This is a genomic window from Bacillus cereus group sp. Bce041, assembly GCF_052646455.1.
This window is the reverse complement of the sequence record NZ_JBQXON010000008.1, coordinates 156065-179710: the sequence shown is the minus strand read 5'-3', so window position 1 is coordinate 179710 and position 23646 is coordinate 156065. Positions and strand designations below refer to the sequence as shown.

Genomic DNA, 23646 nt, shown 5'->3' with positions numbered 1-23646 from the left:
GCAGGGTTAATTATTGAAAATTAAATTGTTATATTATATGAGACACTGATTATTCAGTGTTCTTTTTCATGAGTTTTTTATACGTTTAATATATTATGTAAGGAGAAGAATCGAATGAATACAAAACTTATTTATCTATATATAAAAGATATAAATCGAGGTTTTCGTAATTTTGACTTTAATTTTACGGATGAGTTTATAGTAAAGTATGAACCAGAAACTCATAAGCTAAATATAGAAAAAAATAAAGAAAAGGCTTTTGACCTATGGGGAAAAAAGATTAATAGTATTGATTTAATAGTTGGGAAAAATGGAGCAGGAAAATCAACAGTATTAGATTTAATTGCTGAAACAAATATTAATCGTAGACATCTATTTAATAAATATGGAGAAGGTTTGGTTAATAGTTTTCATGAAAACAGGTTTTCTGAATGGTTTGCTATTTACCATGTTGAAGATGATAAATTTGTTGTAGAGGGTGCGGGGGCTAATCTACTATTGAAAGAGAAAATAACACCATCTCATGAATATTCTTTTGTTTGTAGATATTCCTTTCATGAAAAAACACTACACTTTAAAAATTATATCCAGTTTGAAGCAGGTAATATTGAAAATAATCATGAAGCGTTTCTTAATGATACATTAATATTTATGTATAGTAATGATTCAAAAGGATTACACTGGTTAAAAACTGCAAAACAGGATTATTCATTAGATCGTTATGTTGGTTTCAAACGAGTTAAAATTTCGCAAGCAAGATTTGGTAACATATATCATTTTTTGACTAAAGAATATGAAATGCTAGAGACAAAACAATTTACCGCTCAGAATGTCTTTTGCATAATAGATAAAGGTGATTTATATGGAGGGATAGATTTATCAAAAAAAGATATAAACAAATTAAGATTACTTTATCACGGGCAACCATTAATTACTTCAAAGTTATCTCAAGAGATTTTTCCATTTTTAAAGAGTAAAGAAGAACCTATTCTTTTTAGTAAAAAAGAAAAGTTTATTATCACCTTATTAGAAAATTATATTGTGGATGCATGGATTAATGGAATTAATAAAGATAATGTAGAACAGGAAAAGGTTAATAAATTAAAGCAAACAATAGATGCTGTAAAGTTTAAAGGTTTGCCACAAGAGCAATCCTTTGAAGATTTATTAAAATATTTATATTTGATATTAAGACAAATATGTGATGCTCTTTCTGAAAAGTACCTTGATGGGGAAGAAACCTACTATGCACAAGCATTAATGGATTTTATAAATCATTTGCAAGTTATAAAAGATGAATACTTTATTTCGCACGATGAAATAAAAATTCCAATTAATAGTGGTTTTGATGAAAATATAGGAATGTTACTTGCAGTATATGATTCGTATTCTCCAAGAGATGAAGATATGAAAAATGATCTGCAAAGAGTTATTCATGTCTATTATTCAAACATGAGTAGAGGAGAAATGCTCTTTGTTAATCACTTTTCTTCTTTATATAAAGCACTAGCTTTATCCGAGAATCCAAGTGTTAGAAATATAATCATATGTCTAGATGAGCCTGAAGAATCTTTTCATCCGGAGTGGGCACGAAAATATATTTATTATTTGACTACCTTTTTAAATCAAGTGAAAAAAGGTCAACATATTAAATATCAAGTTATTATAAGTACGCATTCTCCATTTATTGTTTCTGATATTCCAAAAAATAATATCACATGTATAAAACTACTTGAACAAGATGGGGCATATACTCGTATTACTGAAAAAGCGAATTTTGGTTTTGGAAGCAATTTATATGACATTATAAAAGATGACTTTTTTCTAAATTCCTCAATAGGTGAATTTGCGACAAGGGAGATTAATAAGGTTTTGGAGAGGATAAATATTTTATCAAATTATAATGAAGAGGTCGTAAAAGAAATACAGTCATTTATAAATATAATTGATGATAAATTTATTCAGAATAAATTAAATGCAATTGTTAAGCAAAAGATAAGAGAGATCATGTCGGATGATGAAAAAAATGCACGTATTAAAGAATTAGAAGAAGAGTTATCTCGCCTTAAGGGGGGGGAACAATGATAAAAATTGATCCGCAAAAAATTATAGACTTGTCAGAAGAATATATTCAACAAATGATGCCAATTATACAAGAAAAGTATAGGATCTTAAAAATAGAAAATGATATTAATCCTTTTACCAATGAACCTGTTGTAAATTTGTTTGAGGATAGTAATGGTGAGTTAAATGAAGAGTTGATTAAAACAATTTTAATTGATCCTTTTTCTGATAGATACAAGCAATTATATCCCCAACTAGAGTTTTATTATAAAACAGCCGTATTAACATTTTATGATGAAGTTTATTTAAAATGGAAGATAAAGAAGCAGAAAATCTTACGTGAACATTTAGCAAAAGTAAGAGAAGACAATATAATAAGTTTAAATAATTCGTGGATCGAATCAGATATAAAACATACAGAACATATACATTATAAAAAAACATGGAAAAATTATAAAAAACTGATCACTCATATTAAATGTAAATTAGATAGACTTAATCAATCAATTGGAAAAATGATAGATTATAATTATTTAACAGAGGAGATGAGACATTATATTTTGTGCTCATCAGATATTAGAGTTTGTCCTTATTGTAATAGACAATATATTACTACCTACAATAAAAATAGAAATCTGCGTTCCACAAGTGATCTAGATCATTTTTATCCAAAAGTTGCATTTCAATTATATTCATTAACATTATTTAACTTTATCCCAGCGTGTTCTATATGTAATAGTAGGTTTAAAAAGGCGAGAAAACTTAAAATATTATATTTATATGAGAAGGGTTTTGAAGATCAAGTTACTTTTAAAGTAAAACCAACCCCTACATATAATATAAATTCTTTAATTGGGAATACTAATGATTTTGAATTAGTCCTGGAGTTAAATAGTGCCTATGAAGATAATGATGAGATTCAAGGACATTTAGAAATGTTTAAGTTAAAAGAAGTATATCAATCTCACAAAGATTATGTACAAGAACTCTTATATAAAAGCAACGCATATTCTCCAGCTTATAAAGAGATGACTGAACAGTTATTAAACATAAAGCTTTCGGAGGAGGATTTTAATCTTTTTTTATTTGGAGTTATGGGAAATGACAAAGATTTGTTGAACAAGCCTTTGTCTAAATTAACTATTGATATATTAGGGTTATGTAAATAATTGATGAGGATGTACATATTATTAATGTAATAGATTTTATTTTGTGTCTGAAGAGCAAGGAATTCTTTATGAATACTCTAGTGAAATTAAACTAAAAATTAGGAAGAAGCATTAGGAAATCGGTTGAACATATATTTTGATATTTTAGTTAAAAGGGTAGTATTAGAGAACTACCCTTTTAACTAAGAGAATAATATAGGAGTGTGTTTTACTTTCAATGTTTTGTTAAATTATACTACATAAGGTTCTACCTTTTTTAACATGAAATTAAAACTATTCATATTTATATTTTTTGTATTGTTCCAGCAAAATTTGTAGGTATAGAATTTTTAAAATTTAATTTTTTTAGATCTTTAGGGAGGATTTGTTAGTAGTAGTTTTCCTTAAAAATAAACTTTTTTACATAAACACTTTATCTTAAAATTTTTGTTAAGTAATTACCACTTGCATTTCTAATGAAAATAAATAGAATTTTTGGGCTATAGTAACAAAAATAAGGAGTTTGTAGTAATATATAAATACATTAGAATATTATACTTTACAATTTCTAATGATAAAGATGAAGGGTGGTTTATATGGTAAGTATTTATGAAGCAATTTACAAAGAAAAAGATACACAAGAATTGATCTACATTGAAAGTGTTAATCCTGGTAATTATGTTAATAAGTATAGAGAGAAATTGTATTGCACAACTGAAAATTGCTCTGCTAAGCTAACTTATGTTCATAAAGAAAATAATGGCGACCACTTTAGAACATGGAGGGATAGTCCGCATATAGAAACATGTCTCTTTTATTTTGAAAAAGTGAATGCTCGTGAGGGGAGAAGGAATGAGGGGCAGGTTACTGGTGTTGTAAGTGATGAAAGAATAAAAAAATCTCTTAAGGACGCATTTTTATTTGAAATGATGTCAGAAGAACAAAAGAGGAGAAACAGAGAAAGAGATAAAGAAAGGAGAAGAAGAAAGAAAGAGAGAGAGAAAATAAACGAGAGTAAAAAAACAATACCTGTTCAAAGGATAGTATCTAATCCTGATGAGATTAATGAGAACCTAGTCACTAGTGGAATTAGATTATATAAAAAAAGTGCAGATGCATTAAAAGAGAAAGATTTAGGGGACACAAGAACAGTCACAGGTCAGTTAAAAAGGATACAGATTAATGGTAATAATAATGTAGTAATAGAAGTTGAGAAAAATAATGTACAAGTAGATATTAAGTTTGAAGAGGCATTTTTTGCTGCAAATAAGCGTTATTCTGGTATGTTTCATTATATAGAGAGATATTTATATGAACATAGAAATTTAATATTCTCCGCTACGGGTCAAGTACGATTTAGCGAAACTAATAATAGATATGAGATTGTAGTCTTTAATAGTGTTGGTTTTTTAATTCATGGGAAGACACTAGATGCTATAGCGGTAGAATATGTTCTGAGAGATAATACTAAAGAATAGTAAGAAAATTAATGAAGAGGTTACAATGTATTTATTGTTTTATACGAAAATTAACAAACGCTCTCATATTGTGGGGGCGTTTTAGTATCTTTAAATTCTCAAATGGATGTAAGTAGTTTTTATGATACTTTTCTAAAGCAGAGTATCTATAACTATGTGAATGATTTTTTGTAATATTGTGGTAGAATCAATTGTAGGAAAATTCAGGGTGAAGTGGGTGTTGTATTTTGAAGATTAGCGAAATCTTTAATCTGGAGAAAAGTCAGAGAGAGTTAGATTTTGTAGATATTAATATTAATGAAGATTTACCCTTATTTCTTGATCCATATTTTTTATCATTAAGGAATGATCTGTGGTCGATAGATGCTCATCGTACAATTCAAAGTTTTTTTCATCAAGTAATTGAGTTGTATAGAGCGGATAGAAAAAGTGATGCTAGAAAGTTATTTGTAAATTTAAGTGAACCTAACGAAACATGCTTTGGGGTATCAGAAGGTAAACCAAGAGGCAGAGGTGTTGGGGCAGATGAGGCGACCGAAATATTTGATAATATAATACAAAGTCAAGCAATAGAGGAGGGGCTTGTTAGCCATTTGGAGGATATGACTGTTTTTGTGGATAATATTGGTAAAGATAAAATTTCTGATTTAACTACAAATGTTATTAGGGAGCATTTAATTAAATATACACAATCTCAATGTAAACTACACGGTATTACATTAACGGAGAATGTCCCTTCAGGTTATTATTGGAATTCTACACTGCGAAAATGGGATAATGAACATACAGATATGCTAATTATAGAGGATAGAAAAATAATATTAGTGCCAAAAAGTATTGTTACATATTCTTATAAGTATACACCTGAAAGATATTGCCAGCATTTTGTTCTAAACTTTTTGCAACACGAACATATTCGTATAAATTCGTCACTTGTTCAAAGAAAAACTCTAAAGAATGGTAATGAAAAAATTTGGGTGACAAAGAGAGATATAGCAAAAGCTGAAAATACTTTTAGAAAAGAGTATTTAAGGGAGTTTACCAAGAATAATCCAGGAGTATTTGAAGAATTTCGAAGTTCAACCAGAAAGGAGATGCGTCCTTTAACTCATGATGAGCTTCAAAAGGATGGTGATTATGATATTAATAAGTTCGTGGAGTTATTAATCGATAGATTGAAACGAATTCCTAGGGGAGCAAAGTTTGCTGGTGATTATCATAGACATATTCTAGGGATTATGGAGTTTATATTTTATCCTAATTTGACACGTCCTACTATTGAACAAGAGATCCATCAAGGGCGGAAAAGAATAGACATAAGTTTTGATAATGCTGCCGAAAATGGATTTTTTAATCAATTACATGCGTCAAAGGATATACCAAGTCAGTTTATTTTTGTAGAATGTAAAAATTATTCCTCTGAGATAGCAAATCCCGAATTAGACCAATTGTCAGGACGTTTTTCTCCAAATAGAGGGAAATTTGGTCTATTGGTTTGTAGGTCTATTGAAGATATGGAGAGATTCTTAGCTAGATGTGCAGATACATATCATGACCAAAGAGGTATGGTTATCCCATTAGTAGATGAAGATTTTATTTATTTTTTGAATGAAATAAAAAACAATAACGAAAATCCAGGAGAGGAGTTACTATTTGAAAGGTTAAAGAAGATTATGCTTAGATAAAATGGTTTAATACATCGAAATAAAATTAAGATATATTTCAAAAGAATATTGCCTTACATTCGTTAGAAAACATGTGTGAACAAAGTGTTTTTTCTGAAAAATGTAACATGTATGTTGTGTTACTTTGATTTCAAAGTAACGGTTAAAAACAAGCTCTACAGAATTTTTTTGGAATTTTGCTAGCTTTTCAGTTGAGGGAGGAGCGTTTTTTACGGTGGTTTTTTAGTGGATTAACTGATAGACATAAAAAAATCTCCTTCATTCTGAATGAGATTTAAAGGAAAAGGTTCAATCAAAACTTGAGCGGTGGTCATCATTGATTTAGGTCAAAATATGAAATTATCAACAATTTATACGATTCAGAGAGGTACGAATTAAAAGCTCCCCCTGTCAAGGTGGGCTCTCCCTGTGAGCTACGGGATAAGTGTTGATTTAAAGCCATTTTAATCAGTGTATGAAAATCAAAAATTTCTTAGGATCACATAGTTTTTTGTAAGTCATATGACCATTAGTGACTACAAAATTATGTTTTAAATGGCCTATATAATGCTGAAATGATAATTTATTTTGCGTAAAAGAGTATGGAAGAAACGATTTAGGTGTTACATTTTTTGCTTTAGGGTATATTTTTAGATTGGTTATGCACAATTCAATGAGTTACATCATATATTTAAAAATAACGAGTGATTTGTAAGTATATTTCGTTAATTATTTTGGGTTTTCCTAAATTTTAAGTTAATGGAGAATTAGCATGCATCATATCTTTCAAAAAATGCTTAAATAAGGTATGATAAAGGTAGAGGAAGACTATAAGTTTTTCCTACTTAATAAGGGGGTGTATTATAATGGCTAGAGCTTTGGATGTAGCTAGGTATATGATTCACCTTAATAATCTTGGAAATGCACCTGAAACAAGTTTGACTAATTTAAAAATTCAAAAATTGTTGTATTATACATTCGGTATGCACAGGGTTATGCATGGTGAAAACCTATTTAATGAAAATATGTCTGCATGGAAATATGGTCCAGTAGTTAAAGAGGTTTATGATGCTTTTAAAAAATATGGTTATTCTAACATTGAAGATGATTATTGGTATGAAGATTATAATTTAACAGAGAACGAAGAAAATACTATAGTAAATACTTGGGAACAACTTGGACAGTTACCAGCTAATATTTTAGTAGAAATGACACATAATGAAACGCCATGGTTAAATGCCTGGGGGAACGATTACAATAAAGTAATTGAACCCAGAGTAATAGAAGAGTACTTCCGACAAAATTATGTGGCAACAGCCTAAAAAGATGTTATTAGCTCTTAAAACTAAATGGAGTTTTATGAGGCAACAGTCTAAAAAGATGTTATTAGCCCTTAAAACTAAATGGAGTTTTATGAGGCAACAGTTTAAAAAAAAATTATTAGTCATTAAAACTAACTGTTATTTTCTATTGAGTACGGCTATGTTCCGTAAAGTATTTCTTTTTGTTATCTGTGGAGTTGTAGCCATTTTTTATATGATAGCGTATATGCTCCCAGAAAGTTCTGAGGATGTTTCGAAATTAATTGATTCATATGTATTTCGATATATTATCTTTTTAATTCCTGCGTCAGTTACTCTATATGTATTTACTTATAGAGAGAGAAAAGAAGCCTTTTATAATAGTACTAAAGCCAATTTTGTTACTGATTTATTTTATTGTCAATTAATTGTTGCGCTTTGTAATTTTGTTACAATTATAGTGTATGCTTTTTCTCCATGGGAATTTTTAAAGAGTAATAATCAAGGAATATTTATTATTATACTTTCGTTTATTACATTAGGTTTAGTTTTGTATTATGGAGTAAAGCTCTTTTCTTCTATTAATTTTACAGCATTTAGGACCGAACTTAATAAAAAGAGTAAAGGTAAAACCGAACTGTTGATAAATTCTTTAGAAATATCATATCCAAAGAGAAAATATGAATGTGATACGGATAGAGAAAAAGAAGAGATATTTATAGATGAGTATGTAGAAAAAGGTTATCACTATAAATCTTACATAAAGATAGATCCATCTGATTTTATTGGAGAATTATGTACTATTCTCGAATCTCAATATCAGCTGTTACATTCTAATCTTAAAAAATCAAGTCAAACTTCTATCTCTGATTCTTATGAATCAATTCACAAGAATGCAGAAGAGATTTTTCAAAATATAATTAATTTTAGTTCTAATGATAAGACTAATGAATTAATAGGTCTTATTATGAACTCAGAAAAAAAGTTTAAATCAATTGTTGATCTGTATCAAACATTGATTTTTCGAAACAAAGAATTAATTAATGAAAGTAATAAAGAATCGTTTACTAAATTAAATCAGCAATTTATTCAATCACTATTTAGTTTTACACCTACATATCTTAAATCGGATAGTAAGAAGTGTTTTAAGGAAAATGTAAATGAGACACTTGAAGATTATGAAGAAAAGCTAATGAATATATTTTTTGGTGCACTATTTGATTTATTTATCTCATCAATAAAAAATGATAACTTGGAATTTTCATATATTTTAGAAGAATATTATGATGTAGTGAAATCAAAAATAGATATTGAAGTTGCTGTAGGGGAAGACTCGATAGAGAAATTCACCCGCAAACTACATGATTTAGAAATATCTTTGGCAGCTTGGGCTACTACTCATAATGAACTTAAGGTATTAACAGAAACATTTATTGTAATTCTTCGACATACTAAGGATGAATCAAGTGAGCTAAAAGAGCCGATTGAGTCAAAAGAATTGAATAAATTCAAAAATAATAATGTAAATAAACCAACTACAAAAGAAGTAGATTTTACTAAGGCGTTTAAAAGATTGCCAGAAAAGAATGGATCTGAGGTAAATAAGCACAAAGAATCATATCTAAGAAATTTAATATACCTCATGATTAAGGGGCATGAATTGGGCTACTATGAAATTGTAGGGTATTTAGTAAAAGTTACATGTAGTAATTTTAGTAGTAAGGATATTTTGGATCAGTTGGATGAAATCTGTAAAGCCGAGATGCCGAAGGCAAAAGCGAATGCGGGAAAAATCACGAAAAATCATGGTTTTTATCATTATATATTACATGAATTTTCATTTGAGCATTGTTTTAAGAAAACATTTATTCTTCTCAAAGTCCATTTAGAAGATGAGGATACAAAAGGTGAGTTTGAATTGGATGTAAATCATTACTTCAAAGATAAAAAAGAACTAAAGTACTTTGAAGATAAGGTATTAGTGGCTGGAGAAGATTATGGAATGTTATCAGTTAACAGATTTGTTGAAATAAGAAAGGCTTCTAAAGAAGTTGTTAGTGTTTGATATACTAAGTAAAATCCCCCTTTATTGGGGGATTTTTTGTATATAATCAAGAAATGAATTGAATTATGTAATTAGTTTTAATGATGAGAATACAGAAAATTTATAGTGTTAGTGGGAGAACCTGGTATATTTCTTCTTAAGTTGATATTTTCAATTTCTTTAGAAATGAACTATTATAATGTGTTTTTTAAATACTATGAAACTCAAAAAGGAGAAGGATTAAGTGTTCTTTTCTAAAGGAATACAATCTATGTAAAGTAAATATATGGTTTCTTTATTAACTCAAGCGTGCACAAAGTGTTTATACCGATAATTTCCAAATTGACTTTGATTCATGAATTTATGGTTTATCATTACATAGTTTTAATAAGTAACTTAAGTGGGTATTATTTGTATACACGATGATTAGTTTTAAAAGGTTTGATATTAAAACTATATATGCATTTGAGCACATTTTTTGGACTGTTAACTGTACGTTAGAGAAGATATAGAAGGAAAACGAATAAATAGAGTGATATATTTGCTAGAGTGAAAACTAAAGAGAGGATGAATATCTTTGAGTGGTTCAGATGATATGTGTCTACTTTGCATATTTTTCATTAATTTTTCAAATTATTTTTGTGTGGGTGAGAAACATTATAATAATCCTCGGTTGCTATCAACCATTCTTTGTCTATAAAACACTATAGGTGTTTCAGAACAACTATTGTTACCAATAATTCTAAAAGGTAAGGTCAGATAATACCTTCCTAAAAAGATATAATAGATAATATCCTCAGGTGAACAAGAACTCCAATGTATTGCTGCTTCTTCAGCTGCACACAATTAGATATAACATTCATCTTAGCTCAATGTAGCTGTAAACGTGATTGTAACTTCATTTTAAAGTGTTCAAGAAATCAAATCTTGAACAACTTCAGCAATTGTTACCTCTTCTTATCTTCCTCTTACAAAGTTTAATTGCACTTTCTGTAGCACTTCTTCTCTATATACTGTTAATCTATGGTTTTATCTTAAATAAGCAAATTTTTCTCAATTGGAAATTCCTTTTATAAAGTTGATTTATTAATTTCGTTGATCGCTTTTAGCTTCTGAACGATAGTAGATACTTTCTATTGTACAATCTCCTTAACGTGCTTAGTGGTAATACCTATAGGAACAATGAGTTGAATACCTTCTATTCACTTAACAATAATTGATACGTCTTTTATATTGTTTACTACAGAATGAAATATTACATTTCTAACAATTGATTTGGAGAAATAATATATGTCTGACATCACTAAATACTATAGTCGAAATGGTATGTTAATAATGCACTGATAAATTATAGAAAATGGTAGTGTTTTGATTTCATTTAGATTATTTTAATTATTCTGGTTATTTTTCTTTAAAGTGTAGTTGTTTCTCTTTTTTTAATGCTATAATTTAGATATTGGATATATATACCTAACATATTTAAAAGATAATATTTAAGGTGGTAAATTTATGGGAAATGGTATAGAGATATTGGTATCAGATAAGGCTACAAATACTGAAAAGGGAAGAATACTAGAGGAACTAGGTAAGGAACTGTTATCTATTCTTCAGTATGATGTAGTTGATGAAATAAGAATTACAGCTATGGAGGTAGACTTATTAGCGAAACATCGTATCAATGGTGAAATCATTTTTGTAGAATGTAAAGCCCATCAAAATAATTTATCGGCAGATGTATTTACAAAGCTATTAGGGAATGTAGTTTTTAAGGGTGTTTCAGCTGGATGGCTATTTACAACAGGTCCTTTAGGGAAGGATGCCAAGGGTTTTCAGGAGGAATGGAATCAAAAGCTGCCTGAACAAAGAAGGACACTTAGTATTTATACATCGGATAAACTAGTAGAGTTATTAATAAATTCAGGGAAAATATGTAATCCTATACGATTAAATAGAAATGATAAATATACTTTTTCTGAGGAAAATACACTATTAATAACTGAATACGGCAGGTTTTGGGCTATTAAGGTTATGCACGTTTCTGCAGGAGTACCTTATGGGGTAGTTCTGTATGATGCTGAAACTTCTAGGAATATAAATGATAAAGATGTTATTAATTTAGTATCAAAATTATCATCTTCATTAAGTGACTTGGATTTTTTAACCAGTGACTCAGGTGAGATTTCGGCAACAGAAGAAATTACGGAAGAACTAAGTAATATTGCCACAGTAACTGGAGGAGACCAATGGGCAGATTATAGGCCTTCTAGACCAAAAGATTTTGTAGGTAGAGAGGATTTACAACGTGATATTTTTAGGTTTTGCAGTTCCGTTGTAGATAATGATTCAAATACTAGACTTTTAGCAATCAAAGCTCCCTCTGGCTGGGGGAAAAGTTCTGTATTATTAAAGCTTGTTTCAAAATCTAAGATAAAGAGATATAAAACTAAATACTTTATTCATGCAGTGGATGTACGTGCAGCAACATCTCGTAGGTATAGTGAGTTTTCTCTGCTTTCTTGTATAAATTCAGCAATTAGTGAAGGGTTTGTAACAAAGCCAGCAAAAGAGATCACTATTAATAGTATAAATAATCCTCTTTCGAGTGAAGGAATTGTTGAGCTTTTACAATCATTAAAAGAGGAAAATAAAGTACTGGTTTTATTTTTTGACCAGTTCGAAGAGATATTCTCAAAAAATGAGCTAGCCGATTTGTTTGATAGTATAAGAAAACTAGCGTTAGCAATAGATTCTGCTAGAGAAAATATAATTCTTGGGTTTGCTTGGAAAACAGATGGAACCACACCAACTGACCATCCAGCATATTATATGTGGCAAAGCTTATCAGATAGAAGACGAGAATTTCAGCTTTCTACATTTACTCCAAAAGAGATAAATAGGGCGCTGAGTTTATTCTCAAAGGAATTAGGAGAGGCACTGAATCCCAACTTGAAAAAGTATCTTATTGACCATTGTCAAGGTTACCCATGGTTATTGAAAAAGTTATGTATCCATGTGTACTCATTAATCAATAATGGTACTGAACAAGGTGAGATTATGGGAAAAGGACTCGATATAGAATCATTATTTGAAAGAGACCTAAATGAATTATCTTCACCAGAGATAGCTTGTTTAAAAAGAATTGCAAGCGAATCTCCAGCAGATTTTTTTAAAGTGGACCAAGATTTTGGAAGTGAAACATTGCATACGTTATTGAATAAGCGTTTAATAATACGTAAAGGTCATAAACTGATACTATACTGGGATATTTTTAGAGATTATGTTTTAACAGGTTCTGTTCCTCAGATAACAATTACTTATATACCTCAAGTGAATTTAAATAAGTATAATGATTTATTACAGTTACTATTAAATGAAAAAGAAATGACATTAATTGATATAGCAAACAATTTGAAAATTGGTATTAAAGCTTCAGATAATCTTGTTCGTGATATGGTTATGTTTGGAAACGTAACGAGGCAAGGCGAAAAAATAACTATAATCCAGGAATCGGAATTTGAAGCGGTAAATAAATTATATGAATTTTTCAATAGTCATATATTGTTAAAGACTTTAATTGAGCAGCATGGAGAAGGATTTAATGTAACTACTCAAGAATTTGAAAAAACATTTATAAATTTGTATAAAGAATCTCAGTATTCAAAAAAAACTCTGAATACTTATATAAAAAAGGTTATGAGTTGGCTTCTTGGACTAGGCATAATAAGGTGGGAAAATGGATATATTGTTCATTTTGCAGAACTTTCTACAAAAAGTATTACAACCAAACAACTTCTGAGTTCAAGAGATAGAATAACTGTTAATGCAAGAATGCATCCTTTTTTAGGAGCAGCCCCTGCAGAAAGAGTTCTAGATTTAATAAAGAATATTAGAGATGGAATTGATAATGAAACTGATTTAAAGGCATTGGGACTTAGAAATGCAATTACTGTATTAAATTCACTGGGATTGGGAATTAAACAGGCTGATAAAATCAAACTTATAAATGTCTCAGATGATTGTAAGTTAATTGTAGCTAACAAGGTTATGGAAACTGAGACAATAAAATTAATTAATAGTTATAGAGAAGAATATGGACGTTTACCAGAATCAAAGGAAGTTGGAACATTAGTCTCGGATTTTTTAAATAAGGAATGGAAAGAAACTTCTAAGACTCGTACAGGATTAGCTCTATTAAAATGGCATAAGTGGGCTACTGAAATAAGTAATGAGGCAGCTAAGGTAAAGGTCTAGGAATGTCACTATATAATTGTGGGTTGAAGTAATCACTAATTTGGCCAGAGGTTCTTAGTGATTTATTGTATTTTTACAATGAAGATAGAAAATATTGTACTAAGAATGAGAAATTATGTAGTTGAGAATGTGAGAGCTGAACTAGATAAGTTATTAAAACAAATATTAATAAGATGGATTTACTAAGACCACAATTTTAAGCTTAATAAGCCATTAGGGTGGACCAGAGACATTGTATGGCGCCCTTAGTGAAGCAGAAAATCATTCCATATCATATGAAGAGCTGAGGAGTATTATAATAGAAATAAGAAACTTTTCTAAAAAGCTCAACGAAGGAAAAGAGGGGAAACAATCGATTATGTAAGAATTAAGGCGCATCAGTCAATGAATTTATAAGAAAGTAAATTTGTAATGGGATATTAAGTTAAAAATGATAAAAATTAAAATCAAGCCATCTTCTTTTATTTTGTAGTTTAATAATAATTAACTCGAAGTTTAAAGTTTAGCGGATATTGTTACATTCACACCTTTAGCTAAAGGTGTGAATGTAACATTGATTTCCGAGCGGTTAGGGCATAGTAACACCAAAATTACTTTGGACACTTACTCACATGTATTACTAACTATGGGGGAAGGTTCAGTTAATAAAATAAGAGAGATTTTGTAGAGAATGTGAACACTGACTTTTTAGGGAGCTTGTGTAAACAAATAAAAACCCCATCAAACGTTAATTTGACATGGTTTCTATCAGTATGACCCCGGAGAGGCTCGAACTCAAGACCTCCACCCTGTCAAGGTGGAGGTTTATTTGATTACTTTTCTTCTTGCATTAAAAATTTCCAAAAACGTTTTAATTCTTCACGCTTTTGGGAAGGTGCAAATTTTATATCTTTTAGCCATTGATCTAGTTCTATTTTGTTCTCGTCCTCTGTAACATTAAAATCTCGCCCTAGAAGAAAATCAGTAGATACATTAAAGTAATCTGCTATACGTATCAAGGTATTGTAATCAGGTTGACGTTCATTACGTTCGTACATACCAATTGTACTTTCACTTAACTGAAGCGAGTGAGCAAGTTCTTTTTGCGTAATTCCTCTTTGTTTTCTTAAATCACGAATTATATTTCCAAACGTTTTCATTCTATCACCTGATAATATATTAACACAATATGTGTTAAATAATTAAAATTTTTAAAAGTTGATAATTAGAATCTATTGACAACACAAAGTGTGCAGTTTATATTTTAAGTAACAACACGAAATGTGGTTTTAGGGGGAGAAGAAATGAATTATGAAAGAGTGGCCAAAAATCTAATTAATTTAAGAAATGAAAAATCTAGAGAAGAAGTGGCAAGGGCTGTGGGAATCAGTGTTAGTACATTGCAAATGTATGAAAATGGTCAGAGAATTCCACGGGATAATATAAAAATAAAATTAGCGAATTTTTATGGTGTTACAGTCCAAACAATTTTTTTGATTCGGAACAACACGAAGTGTGTTGAATAATATTAGATTTTTAAGATTATGTAGTTATTTTTTAGAAATGTAAGTTTGGAAAGTGTTTTAGGAAATTTTACATAAAAAAATAATATTTTTATCATTATATATAAATAATAGGAGTGTATTTGCATGAACATGAAAACATTTGAAATGCGTGAAAAGCGATTAGCAGAACTATTAGGTGCAAAAGTACTATGGGAATTTATAAGTGCTGTCACAGAGGAAATTGAAAAGCAGGAATTAGAGTCGACACCAGGATTATTAGAAGATCTATTCCTACATGTGAAAGAAACCATTCAAATTCAAAATATGAATCAACGTATAACAAAAGCCCCTGTAAAAACAGAGGCTGATTGTATAAATAAAGATACAATATTTATGGAAGCATATGTAGAATTAATCAATCATAAGTTTGTTATTTCTGAATTAGCTGTAGAGCTTTCATCTGTTCTAAAAGAATTAAATTGTTTTGTTCAATCATCTTTGCCACAGCTTCAAAATAAGCTTGACTCTCAAGAACCTCAACCTGCTTCTCTTTAAGGAATTTTATTTCTTTATGCACAAATATGTTATTTCCGGATTGTCGAATTAATTTATTATCTATGCACAACGTATTGTAGAATATGTTTTATTTTAAATTATATATGTGTGATATAATTTATAAATCATTTTTGGGGAGGAATTACTTATGAAGTGCAATAAATATAATTGGGTACATTTAAAGAGGGAAAGCGTATCAATGACCCTATAAACTACGTCTACCCTTATTATTGGAGGGTAAAGTGTGAATTCATCTCATTCACATTCAATATTACGCCATAATCAAATTTTATTATGGCTCTGTGTTCTTTCTTTTTTCAGTGTTTTAAACGAAATGGTTTTGAATGTTACATTACCCGATATCGCTAGTGAATTTAATAAGGAGCCAGCAAGTATAAACTGGATAAACACAGCGTTCATATTAACTTTTTCTATAGGAACAGCTGTATATGGAAAACTATCAGATCAGTTAGGCATCAAAAAGCTACTCTTATTTGGAATTATAGTGAATTGCTTCGGATCAGTTATCGGGTTTGTTGGACATTCGTTCTTTTCTGTACTTATTATGGCTCGGTTTATTCAGGGAGCTGGCGCAGCTGCATTTCCAGCACTTGTAATGGTTGTTGTTGCGCGCTATATTCCAAAAAAAAATAGCGGTAAAGCATTTGGGCTTATTGGGTCCATTGTAGCAATGGGAGAAGGTGTCGGACCATCTGTTGGTGGAGTAATTGCCGAATATGCTCATTGGTCTTATATACTACTTTTGCCTGTTGTAACGATTATCACGGTTCCCTTCCTTGCAAAATTATTGAAACAGGAAGATGTAATAAAAGGAAGTATTGATGTTAAAGGAATAATATTTATGTCCGTCGGTATTGTATTTTTTATAATGTTTACGACATCTTATAGAATTTCCTTTCTAGTCGTTAGCATTATATGTTTCTTGATATTTGTTAAACATATTAGGAAAGTGTCTAATCCTTTTGTTAATCCTTTGCTAGGAAAAAATATATCATTTATGATTGGAATCATTTGTGGAGGACTTATATTGGGAACCGTAGCAGGATTTATTTCTATGGTTCCTTATATGATGAGAGATGTCTACCAATTAAGTACTGCCACAATTGGAAGTGGGATTATTTTTCCTGGAGCAATGAGTGTTATTGTTTTCGGTTATATTGGTGGAGTGCTTGTTGATAAGAAAGGTTCTCTATTTGTATTAACAACTGGAGTTGCATTTCTTTCTATAAGCTTTTTAGTAGCTGCCCTTTTTATAAAAACAACGCCTTGGGTCATAACAATTATAGTAATTTTTGTTTTTGGCGGGCTTTCTTTTACGAAAACAGTTATCTCTACCATTGTTTCAAGTAGTTTGGAACAAAAGGAAACAGGTGCTGGGATGAGTTTGCTTAATTTTACAAGCTTTCTATCAGAAGGAATGGGTATTGCGATTGTAGGTGGATTATTATCGATACATTTGCTAAATCGAAAATTATTACCTATAAATGCTGATCTGTCCACTCATTTGTATAGTAATTTGCTATTAATTTTTGCAGGAATCACAATTATGAGCTGGTTAGTTACAATGAAAATGTATAAACGCTCAAGAAGAAATATATAAAAGAGCCAAAGAAGTCATTTTTAAACGAATTTATTGTTATATTTTTTGGTAGTGAATATCTTACATCAAAAATTAAACGATTTTAAGTATAACCTCGTCCTAATTATAGAACGGGGTTATACTTGTTTTAACTTTTAAACATAAATAACTTCATTGTCGCTTTATTACGTATATTTACATGGGAAATGCTTGGTATTCAATGTGTGGAAGTTCCACAGTATCCAACACATATGAATGAGCCTTTTGATGATTTTGAAATACTATTACTTCAGGAGCGGATGATAACGGACAATCCTTTACTTATTTTTTGTGCAAGCAATGCAAAAGTAATAACTAATATTAATAATTTAAAAACACCATCTAAGCGTAAATCACTGGAGCATATTGATGGTTTCGTGGCTATGTTAATTTGTCATAAAGAAACATTAAATATGATGGAGGATGCTATTCCAGAAGATGATTATGATGATTATTTAGATGAAACTTATAGGTAAAACACGAATGGTATTTTTTGACCAGTTCTATTTTAAAATTAAGCGATGTTAAAGAGTAGTGTTGATTTTTTTATTAAACTGTTATCTAAGTTAAGGATAAACATAGTGTATATTGAGCTTTCAGTTCTTAAACATAGCATTCAAAATATATTTGTAATATGAAGTTTTTACTAATATCTTTTTGAATGGAATGGCACATAAGGAGGAGCTTAAATGGCTAACTTGCATGGCACTTCTAATGATCCAAATGTTGCGGCGGTTTTTGGAGATAGTACTGGTGGACCGGCAGTTTGGGGCAACCACAAATTTAATCATCCAAATGCTTCTGGTGTGTACGGAACTAGTCAATACGGAGTTGGTGTCTGGGGAAAAGGTGGAAGATTAGCAGGTCTGTTTGAAGGTGATGTTGAGATTATCAAGGGTAGGGTCTGGGCAAACAATACAGTTAATCATCCAAATGCTTCTGCTGTGCTGGGAACTAGTCAATACGGAGTTGGTGTCTGGGGAAAAGGCGGAAGATTAGCAGGTTTGTTTGAAGGTAATGTTGACGTTACAGGTGGAGTGAAAACTCGGAGAATTCTAGTTGACAGTCAAGGCGGCCAAGGCATTCCATGTGTGGAAATCTGGCAGGATGGATTAGGAGATATTTTTGCAGCTCTTAACCAAAATCGTAAGGTATTTAGTATTTCAAATAATGGTTCATTTTCTACTACCTCTGGTGGCGATATAAGAGGTGACCTCTTTGTAGGGGGATACCTTACAGTGAAGGGTGACATCTATGGAAAGGGGGTTAAGCTTAACAGCGACAAGAACACTAAGGAAAATTTCTCTGATGTTAACGCTCTCCAGATTCTTGATAAATTGGCAAGCATGCCAATCCATTCTTGGAACTACAAAGATGACACGGCCAGTGAGCGTCACATTGGCCCGACTGCTCAGGATTTCCATGACACCTTCGGGCTCAGTGGAGCTGATAATAAACATATTTCAAGTATAGACATACAGGGGGTAGCTTTGGTAGCTATTCAAGGGTTAATCGAGAAAAATGAAAGACTCATAGCAGAAAATGTTCAGCTACATGCAAATTTAGCTAATCTCGAGGCACGCCTTTCAGTTCTTGAGTCTAAGGGCTAAGTCGAAGGGATTAATTATAAGGACCAAAAATGGTCCTTTTTTTGATGGAATGTCAACATTGTTATTTAACAGAGATTATTCGAAAAAAATCCTGAAATTTTCAACAAACTGTATATGTGAAAATGGAACTTCTAGAGTTGTAACAGAAAAAACTCTAATCGTTATAATAGCGTGTATTTTTAAGTCCTTCATAAGTGCTTGGCACCTAAATCAGGAGAAGAACGTTTTTATGTAAATTTATATATTCGTCAAAATAAGAAACCCAACTTAGATAAGATGGGTTTTTTTATAATGATACAATACCTACCTGATGCCAAAAGCTCTTTGGGGTTCTGGGAATATATGTTAGCACCATCCGCAGTAATAGCAACAATCTAAAGGACTACTTCCACCTTTTGCACATTCTTTCATACAAGGATCATTTGAAGGGGAAGGGGTACTATGCGAATCTACGTACATCGTTCCAGGATAGGAATAGGGAGAAAAAGATGGCTGTGGATTATAAGGTACAGTTTGGTTCATGCCATAAGGTGTATATGCCGTAGGTCTTGTACATTGTAGATACCAAGGTCTTGTTTTATACGGCCAACATATAGGCCGACATTCATATTCGAAACCTGGAGCTCCAGGTGTGCAATCCGCCATACATTGGGCATAGGTATAAGGGACTTTATAACAATACTGACGGTACAAAGACAATCACTCCTTATCTTAATCTTGTTTTCCACAATATTATATTTAGCTATATACTTTTTGGGAAATTGTCCATGCATAATTGTCTAACATGCATAGCAAAGGTTAAATTTAAAATATGAACAAAGCTACTTTAACGGATCCGGAAACGTTCGTTAATTGAAAGGCGATGAGAAATTGGGTTTAAGGGACAGATTTTCAAATTTTTTATTTAAACAAGCTGAAAAGCGAGGTTTGTTCGAAGATATTTTTAATAATACTGTTCGATATGGTGGTAGATATGCAGGCGATGATAATATCTTGGAATCTAGTGTTGTTTATGAATTACTACAAGATATAAGTAATCAAATGATGTTGGCTGAGATTGTTGTGGAAGATAAAGACGGTAAGGAAATTAAAAATGATTCAGTTCTCAAGGTATTAAAGAATCCAAACAATTATCTTACACAGCCTGAATTCATTAAGTTAATGACTAATACCTATTTACTTCAAGGTGAAGTCTTTCCAGGATTGTTGGCTAGATCTTGTCATATTTGAATTACGCGCGTTGCTAATAAACCTAAAACGGTTCCTAATCCTAGTAAAGTAGCCCAAATCCATCCTCATTTATTGTTTTCATTCGCTAAAATCTACAAAGATGTCAGAGTGTTGGGAAACCCCTAAAGGGTTTTCCGACGCTCTGAGAAAAGGACGCTTGTGAGAATGTCCTTTTTTATTCCTTTAGAAGGTAGGTTACCTTGTTTAAAATAGCTTCAATTTGCTGTGCATTTTTACTATACATTTCACTTGCCGTTTTTGATTTCGTTTCTAAAGAAAATAGTTCAAGATCAGCATAGCATTTTTTTAAAGATGCTAGTAATAAAGGTTTGTTTTGAGGAGAAGGTATTTGGAGTTTATCATTATAAATGTCGATAGTAAGTTGTCCGTATGAATCAACTTGACCGAGAAAGACATTTTCAATGACAACACCCATTTTTTCTAGTTCAGAATGTAACCAAGCGCGGTTATGCCCACTAGCTGAAAGAGGTTCATCTAGTACATTTCCATCCATAATAACAGTTTGTGGTTCCTTTTTATTTGGTACTTTCAAGCCAATATCTTTTGCTGTAAGTGGTTGAGATTCTTTCTTTAATAATACATTTAATTCTCCGCTTGGTTCTAAGACGGCAAATTCTACTTCGGATATACTAAAGGCTCCGTTTCCTCTGAGAAGTTCAAGTAATTCATCACTGGTATACTTTTCTTTCTTTAAATTATCCTCAAGTATTTTACCATCCTTTATTAAAACTGTAGACTTACCTTCAAAGAAATTCCTCGCGGCTTTGTTTTTTAAGGAAAGAATTCCTACGAAAAAAGGTACCGAAGCGAAAATAAGTATGGCCAAGACACCATGGAAAATTTTTTGGTCTAGCCCTGTAGATACTTGAGAGGCGATACCACCGATTGTCATTCCAGCTACGTACTCGAAAAAGGAAAGCTGAGAGATTTGCCTTTTTCCTAACCATTTTGTGATAGTAAATAAAACAATTAATATGAATACAGAGCGGAGAATGACAAGTGTCCATTCGGGTAGGTGAGACATGGTGATTTCCTCCAGTTTACTTAAAACTCTTTATATTAAGGTTATTCACGTTCTAATACGGAAACTCTATCCTTTAAATCAGCAGTGACGCTGTTCATTTCTAACATACATGACATACACGTTTTACTTCTTCATCTTTTGAATTTAATGAAAGGGAATTTAAGTTTGCTTGAGCGCTTCATAAACTAGTGAGGCATGTTTTTGCCTTTTTACTGGTGCCGTTGGAGGTCCATTGTTATCACTAATTTAAATAAGTCATTTATGTAGTAAATGCCACTATAATTTTGGTAGTTTTTTGCTGCTTTATTAAAGAGGATTGTAACCACCAATCAAAAATGTTTTTAATCCTTATTAACCTAATTAGCTAGAAGAAAATAGAAAATAAGATTACTCAAACATACAAGCACCACTTACAGTCCTTCACGAACGAGAAAGCCTATCGCCTTTAGGCATGGGATGAAAGTGAGGTTGGATACGGAGTGCTACTAAATAACCGCAAGGTTTGTGGCAATTTAGGTATCCAAAATGTGAGTATCCTTTAATTTTTCACTTTTCTCGTTGTAGTTTTGTAATCGAACTGATACATTGTAAGTATGATAAATGATTATAGAAAAACCAAAACAACCGTTTCCTTAATTAACTACCATTTTGTGTTTTGCCCACGATACAGAAGAAAGATTTTTCTTAACGCAAAAGTAGAAGAACGTTTCAAAGCGTTGGTTCAAGAGCTATGTAACGAACTAGATATTGTTATTATTGCAATGGAATGTGACAAAGACCATGTCCACTTGTTCTTAAATGCACTACCAACACTTAGTCCTGCGGACATTATGGCGAAAGTTAAAGGCTTGACGTCGAAGCGTTTAAGAGAAGAATTTTCTCATCTCGTGCATTTGCCAAGTCTGTGGACACGTTCCTATTTTATTTCTACGGCTGGGAATGTATCAAGTGAAACAATACAACATTATGTTGAAAGTCAAAAAACGAGAGGGTGAAACTTGTGACACAAACCATCACGGTCAAAGTTAAATTGCTTCCGACAAAAGAACAAATTCGGCTATTGGAACAAAGTAGTTCCGATTATATCAAGCTCATTAATACACTGGTATCTGAAATGGTTGAAGCGAAGAAAAGCACGAAGAAAAGTACAAAGGATATTAAAGCCAACCTTCCAAGCGCGGTTAAAAATCAAGCGATTAAAGATGCCAAAAGTGTATTTTCTACAAAAGTGAAAAAGAGTAAATATAAAATTGTTCCGATTCTAAAAAGACCTGTTTGCGTGTGGAATAATCAAAACTATTCATTTGACTTCACACACATTTCAATGCCCTTTATGGTAAATGGAAAGTCAACTCGGTTCAAGATTCGTGCTTTATTAACTGGCAAATACAATCGAAATTTTGAATTATTGAAACATAAGTTAGGTACACTTCGTATCACAAAGAAATCTGCTAAATGGATCGCTCAAATGTCTGTCACAATCCCTACAAATGAAAAAATGGGAACAAAGATTTTAGGAGTGGACTTAGGTCTCAAAGTTCCTGCAGTGGCCATCACAAACGATGATAAGGTTCGTTTCTTCGGAAACGGTAGACAAGATAAATATATGAAACGTAAGTTTCGTAGTATTCGCAAAAAGTTAGGAGAAGCCAAGAAATTGAATGCCCTTCGGCAACTTGATGATAAAGAACAAAGATGGATGCAAGACCAAGACCACAAAGTGAGTCGTGAAATCGTTGATTTCGCAACGAATAATAATATCTCTGTCATTCGATTAGAGCAACTAACGAACATTAGACAGACGGCACGAACAAGCCGTAAAAACGAAAGAAATCTACACACTTGGTCATTCTTTCGTCTAGCGAAATTCATCGAGTACAAAGCGAAATTAGTTGGTATAAAGACCGAATATGTGAACCCTTCTTATACAAGTCAAACATGTCCGAAGTGTTCTGAAAAGAACAAAGCACAAGATAGAAAATATAAGTGCCAATGTGGATTTGAGAAGCACCGTGATATCGTTGGGGCGATGAACATTCGCTACGCAACTGTGATTGATGGTAATAGTCAATCAGCCTAAGAACCTATATGGTCTGTCTTAGGAGGGGTGATGGCACACCCTCATCTTGAAGG

18 protein-coding genes and 3 pseudogenes are annotated in these 23646 nt (G+C 31.4%); 17 read left to right on the top strand and 4 right to left on the bottom strand.

Translation table 11 applies throughout. From position 1 onward, the window contains the following. Positions 1-114 precede the first annotated feature (114 nt). From ACUN13_RS22690 to ACUN13_RS22655, 8 genes and pseudogenes are all read left to right on the top strand, one after another. Positions 115-2085, top strand: coding sequence for an AAA family ATPase (locus tag ACUN13_RS22690; protein ID WP_445423972.1), 1971 nt, complete (start codon positions 115-117; stop codon positions 2083-2085). Further along, a complete protein-coding gene (locus ACUN13_RS22685; protein WP_445423971.1) occupies positions 2082-3233 on the top strand; it encodes a hypothetical protein in 1152 nt (383 codons plus the stop codon). Before ACUN13_RS22690 ends, ACUN13_RS22685 begins: the two co-directional genes overlap by 4 nt. Before the next feature lie 575 nt (positions 3234-3808). After that, positions 3809-4690: a hypothetical protein gene (locus ACUN13_RS22680; RefSeq protein WP_098615673.1), complete on the top strand. Its 882-nt coding sequence runs from the start codon at positions 3809-3811 to the stop codon at positions 4688-4690. A gap of 227 nt (positions 4691-4917) precedes the next feature. Continuing rightward, positions 4918-6375 carry a hypothetical protein gene (locus ACUN13_RS22675; RefSeq protein WP_445423970.1) on the top strand — a complete coding sequence of 486 codons (1458 nt, stop codon included), beginning with the start codon at positions 4918-4920 and terminating at the stop codon, positions 6373-6375. 845 nt (positions 6376-7220) lie between these two features. Continuing rightward, complete coding sequence (locus ACUN13_RS22670; RefSeq protein ID WP_098615675.1) at positions 7221-7676, top strand: Panacea domain-containing protein; 456 nt, start codon at positions 7221-7223, stop codon at positions 7674-7676. Positions 7677-7713: 37 nt separating this feature from the next. Next, the gene (locus ACUN13_RS22665; protein WP_445423969.1) at positions 7714-9720 is read left to right on the top strand and encodes a hypothetical protein; all 2007 of its coding nucleotides are present in this window, start codon (positions 7714-7716) and stop codon (positions 9718-9720) included. 1488 nt (positions 9721-11208) lie between these two features. After that, complete coding sequence (locus ACUN13_RS22660) at positions 11209-13950, top strand: nSTAND1 domain-containing NTPase (RefSeq protein ID WP_445423968.1); 2742 nt, start codon at positions 11209-11211, stop codon at positions 13948-13950. Positions 13951-14479: 529 nt separating this feature from the next. Further along, positions 14480-14617, top strand: a pseudogene (locus tag ACUN13_RS22655) (site-specific integrase); the annotation flags it as partial. A 145-nt stretch (positions 14618-14762) separates the two neighbouring features. Here the strand turns inward: ACUN13_RS22655 and ACUN13_RS22650 are convergent. Next, positions 14763-15089, bottom strand: coding sequence for a helix-turn-helix domain-containing protein (locus ACUN13_RS22650; protein WP_149212642.1), 327 nt, complete (start codon positions 15087-15089; stop codon positions 14763-14765). A 144-nt stretch (positions 15090-15233) separates the two neighbouring features. On the opposite strand from ACUN13_RS22650, the gene ACUN13_RS22645 reads away from it, so the two are divergent. The 6 genes from ACUN13_RS22645 (at position 15234) to ACUN13_RS22620 (ending at position 19238) form a co-directional block, all read left to right on the top strand. After that, on the top strand, positions 15234-15455 hold the full coding sequence (locus tag ACUN13_RS22645; protein WP_445423967.1) for a helix-turn-helix domain-containing protein: 222 nt from the start codon (positions 15234-15236) through the stop codon (positions 15453-15455). A gap of 123 nt (positions 15456-15578) precedes the next feature. Continuing rightward, positions 15579-15989 (top strand): hypothetical protein, encoded by a 411-nt coding sequence (locus ACUN13_RS22640; protein WP_445423966.1) that lies wholly within the window; start codon positions 15579-15581, stop codon positions 15987-15989. 148 nt (positions 15990-16137) lie between these two features. After that, positions 16138-16200: a tetracycline resistance efflux system leader peptide gene (locus ACUN13_RS22635; RefSeq protein ID WP_106081929.1), complete on the top strand. Its 63-nt coding sequence runs from the start codon at positions 16138-16140 to the stop codon at positions 16198-16200. A gap of 33 nt (positions 16201-16233) precedes the next feature. After that, on the top strand, positions 16234-17610 hold the full coding sequence (gene tet, locus ACUN13_RS22630) for a Tet(L)/Tet(K)/Tet(45) family tetracycline efflux MFS transporter (RefSeq protein WP_445423965.1): 1377 nt from the start codon (positions 16234-16236) through the stop codon (positions 17608-17610). 185 nt (positions 17611-17795) lie between these two features. Then, positions 17796-18104 (top strand): terminase TerL endonuclease subunit, encoded by a 309-nt coding sequence (locus ACUN13_RS22625; protein ID WP_445423964.1) that lies wholly within the window; start codon positions 17796-17798, stop codon positions 18102-18104. A gap of 213 nt (positions 18105-18317) precedes the next feature. Then, positions 18318-19238, top strand: coding sequence for a tail fiber domain-containing protein (locus ACUN13_RS22620; RefSeq protein WP_445423963.1), 921 nt, complete (start codon positions 18318-18320; stop codon positions 19236-19238). A 345-nt stretch (positions 19239-19583) separates the two neighbouring features. Here ACUN13_RS22620 and ACUN13_RS22615 read toward each other — a convergent pair whose 3' ends face one another. After that, entirely contained in the window at positions 19584-19931 is a 348-nt protein-coding gene (locus ACUN13_RS22615; protein ID WP_445423962.1) for a hypothetical protein, read from the bottom strand. A gap of 177 nt (positions 19932-20108) precedes the next feature. On the opposite strand from ACUN13_RS22615, the pseudogene ACUN13_RS22610 reads away from it, so the two are divergent. Beyond that, a pseudogene (locus ACUN13_RS22610) lies at positions 20109-20465 on the top strand (phage portal protein); the annotation flags it as partial. A gap of 178 nt (positions 20466-20643) precedes the next feature. Here the strand turns inward: ACUN13_RS22610 and ACUN13_RS22605 are convergent. Both ACUN13_RS22605 and ACUN13_RS22600 read right to left on the bottom strand, forming a co-directional pair. After that, positions 20644-21513 carry a DUF421 domain-containing protein gene (locus tag ACUN13_RS22605; protein ID WP_272513012.1) on the bottom strand — a complete coding sequence of 290 codons (870 nt, stop codon included), beginning with the start codon at positions 21511-21513 and terminating at the stop codon, positions 20644-20646. Positions 21514-21554: 41 nt separating this feature from the next. After that, positions 21555-21715: pseudogene (locus ACUN13_RS22600) on the bottom strand (DUF1657 domain-containing protein); the annotation flags it as partial. Positions 21716-22106: 391 nt separating this feature from the next. Between ACUN13_RS22600 and tnpA the strand changes: the two are divergent. Next, positions 22107-22508 (top strand): IS200/IS605 family transposase, encoded by a 402-nt coding sequence (gene tnpA / locus ACUN13_RS22595; RefSeq protein WP_157410382.1) that lies wholly within the window; start codon positions 22107-22109, stop codon positions 22506-22508. Between the two features lie 5 nt (positions 22509-22513). Further along, the gene (locus ACUN13_RS22590; protein ID WP_445423961.1) at positions 22514-23593 is read left to right on the top strand and encodes an RNA-guided endonuclease InsQ/TnpB family protein; all 1080 of its coding nucleotides are present in this window, start codon (positions 22514-22516) and stop codon (positions 23591-23593) included. The last annotated feature ends 53 nt before the right edge of the window (positions 23594-23646 follow it).

What these genes read in the sequence shown, in the direction of transcription:
- ACUN13_RS22690 (WP_445423972.1), top strand. Translation starts at nt 115, where the DNA reads ATGAATACAAAACTTATTTATCTATATATAAAAGATATAAATCGAGGT.
- ACUN13_RS22685 (WP_445423971.1), top strand. Translation starts at nt 2,082, where the DNA reads ATGATAAAAATTGATCCGCAAAAAATTATAGACTTGTCAGAAGAATAT.
- ACUN13_RS22680 (WP_098615673.1), top strand. Translation starts at nt 3,809, where the DNA reads ATGGTAAGTATTTATGAAGCAATTTACAAAGAAAAAGATACACAAGAA.
- ACUN13_RS22670 (WP_098615675.1), top strand. Translation starts at nt 7,221, where the DNA reads ATGGCTAGAGCTTTGGATGTAGCTAGGTATATGATTCACCTTAATAAT.
- ACUN13_RS22665 (WP_445423969.1), top strand. Translation starts at nt 7,714, where the DNA reads ATGAGGCAACAGTCTAAAAAGATGTTATTAGCCCTTAAAACTAAATGG.
- ACUN13_RS22660 (WP_445423968.1), top strand. Translation starts at nt 11,209, where the DNA reads ATGGGAAATGGTATAGAGATATTGGTATCAGATAAGGCTACAAATACT.
- ACUN13_RS22650 (WP_149212642.1), bottom strand. Translation starts at nt 15,089, where the DNA reads ATGAAAACGTTTGGAAATATAATTCGTGATTTAAGAAAACAAAGAGGA.
- ACUN13_RS22645 (WP_445423967.1), top strand. Translation starts at nt 15,234, where the DNA reads ATGAATTATGAAAGAGTGGCCAAAAATCTAATTAATTTAAGAAATGAA.
- ACUN13_RS22640 (WP_445423966.1), top strand. Translation starts at nt 15,579, where the DNA reads ATGAACATGAAAACATTTGAAATGCGTGAAAAGCGATTAGCAGAACTA.
- ACUN13_RS22625 (WP_445423964.1), top strand. Translation starts at nt 17,796, where the DNA reads ATGCTTGGTATTCAATGTGTGGAAGTTCCACAGTATCCAACACATATG.
- ACUN13_RS22620 (WP_445423963.1), top strand. Translation starts at nt 18,318, where the DNA reads ATGGCTAACTTGCATGGCACTTCTAATGATCCAAATGTTGCGGCGGTT.
- ACUN13_RS22605 (WP_272513012.1), bottom strand. Translation starts at nt 21,513, where the DNA reads ATGTCTCACCTACCCGAATGGACACTTGTCATTCTCCGCTCTGTATTC.
- tnpA (WP_157410382.1), top strand. Translation starts at nt 22,107, where the DNA reads ATGATAAATGATTATAGAAAAACCAAAACAACCGTTTCCTTAATTAAC.